The organism is Mesorhizobium album (assembly GCF_033977205.1).
Taxonomy (GTDB): domain Bacteria; phylum Pseudomonadota; class Alphaproteobacteria; order Rhizobiales; family Rhizobiaceae; genus Mesorhizobium; species Mesorhizobium album.
On the sequence record NZ_JAVIIW010000104.1, the window covers coordinates 1 to 2,377 of the forward strand.

1 pseudogene is annotated in these 2,377 nt (G+C 70.6%); it reads left to right on the top strand.

The features are described from left to right. Positions 1-2,377 (top strand): annotated as a pseudogene (locus tag RFN28_RS34300) (shikimate kinase); the annotation flags it as partial.

The window sequence follows — 2,377 nt, forward strand, 5'->3', positions numbered from 1 at the left end:
CGCGCCACGCCCGCCTTCGAGCGCGACAACAACCTGGAGACCATGGGCAATCTGTGCGCCGCCCTGCTGCCGCTGGCGCGCAGCCCGCGGCCGGCGTTGCGCTGGTACCGCAGGCCGGCGCTGAACCTGCTCAACGCCATCCAGCCGGTGGTGGAGCGCAAGATCGAGGCGCATCTCGAGGCAGGCCAGGCCGAGCGCGACAGCGGCGCCAATGCAAGCCGCTGCCCGGCGCTGTCGGTCTATCAGGTGCTCAAGACCCGCGCGGTGCTGGAGAAGCTCTACCGGCGGCCCTATGTCGAGGGCGACAAGCTCGCCTTGCGGCGCCGCCAGGAAGAGCTGCACGCCAGGACCAGCCAGATCCTGGACAGCGCCCGCGCCCTCATCGAGGCCGACCTTTCCAACATGAGCTGGAACGTGATCGCCGAGATCGAGGCGGAGGGGCCGCTTGACGCGCTCGACACCTTCATGGCCCAGAACGCGCCGAGCGTCCAGGCCCAGCATGCCGCCGCCGTCTTCGATGTCCATGGCGTGCTTGAGGCCATGGACCACGAGCCGCGGCCGCCGCAAGGCGATGCCGGACTGATGCGGCTGCCGGTGGTCGACATGCAGGGGCGGCCGCTGGCCGGCGAAGCGGAGCTGCGCTATTCCATCTTCCACCGCCTGACCTCGGGGGCTGTCAAGGTGGTTGCGGTGCAGCTGCCGGGCAAGCCGAGCGCCTTCATGCTGGCGCGCACGCTCAGCGTCGAGGGCGTGCCCTACCGCATGGACCTGTTCGGCGGCAGCAAGCTGAAGGCGCCGCAAAAGTCCCTGGCCCAGCTTGCCGCCCGCCTGCCCGGCGCGACCGACGAGGCCACCGGCGGCAAGCTTTTGGCGATCCCCTATGCCGACACGGCGCCGGGGACGGCCTTCGAGCAGCTGGCGCGGGCCTGGGCGCCGTTCAAGGAAGCCTATTACTACACCCAACGCCGCGGCTTGGCCGCGCCGCCGGACATCCCCGGGCTTGGCCCGCACGACTATGCGCTGGAAGGCGCCTTCAGGCTGTCGCTCCTGCCCGACCGCCCGGCAGGGGCAGCGCATCCCTTCAGGCTCGCCGGGCCGGACGGCCCGATCGCCTTGCGGCCGCATGACGGCTGCGGCTTCATCAGGGCCTCGCTGGCCGAGCGCATGCCGGCCATCGCCCGGGCCGTCCGCCCGGACGGCGCCGCGCCGGTGCGTGTCTTTGGCCAGGGCAAGCGAACCTCGGTGCCGGCCTCGGCCCTGCAGCATTATCCGCGCGACGCAGCGGTGGCCGAGGAGACGCGCGAGAAGGCCGAGGCCTGGCTCGGCAGCCGTGAGCAGCCGAGGCTGACGGCCGAGGAGCTGTTTCGGACCGTCACCTCTGGCCACATCGACGGCCCGGGCGCCGTCGCCGTGCCGTCCGGCGACGGACGCCTTTATGTGCCGACGCTCAAGAGCGAGACCTTGACCGCCGATGGCGGCGTGCTTGTCGGGCGCTCGCCCTACGACAAGCCGAACCTGCGCCCGTTCGCCGCCGGCCAGGTCAGGTCGGCGCGCGACGGCGACGCGACCGCGGCGTTCCTGGACCGGTGCGTGGCCTTCCAGTACAGCTTCAACGTCGCGCACAAGTCGGGGGAAAGGCTTGCCGCCGACGATCCGACCTTGTTTGCCAAGGGCATCCTGATCGTGGTGCCCGACCGGATGTGGCCGGCCGCCTTCGCCGAGCGTTCGGTGGTGATGTCGGCCGAGGACGTCAAGTGCCATTCGCACTGGCTCGAGGGCAAGGACCGGGTCAAGGCCGACACCGGGCTCGACTGCGTCGGCATCCTGCAGGCGACGGAGGTGTTCGCGCCCGGCTCGCTGGTTGCGGTGCCGAGCGCCGAACAAAAGAAGCTCGACGGCGATTTCGACGGCGACACCGTTGTCATCGTCGGCGACCGGCCCAGGCTCTACGAGCATGTGCGCCAGTTCGACCAGAAGGAGCAGGCGCGCGGCCTGGCCTCGCTGAAGCCGCCGAAGTCGCACACGCCGGCCATCGAGAACGGCGACTACCAGTTCAGCCGCTCCCGGCAGATCCTGTCGGCCACCCAGCAGGTGCTGGAGACCTACAGCTGCCTGCAGCGCAACGTCCTGGCGCAGCCGCTTGAAGCGCAACGCTGGTTTGCCGAGCGTGCCGTCTTCGGCACTTACGAGGGCATTCACCATGAGCTCAGGGCCGACATCCGTGTCCAGCTGCAGGCAGAGCGGCCGGACGACCAGGCCATGCAGGGGCTCCTCGACCGGGCCAGGCAGGACGGCGAGGCGGCCCGGCATCCGGTGGCCCGCGAACTGGCCGCCTTGCTGGTCAGCGAGCTCGAGGCCTGGGCCGAGCAGGGCAATG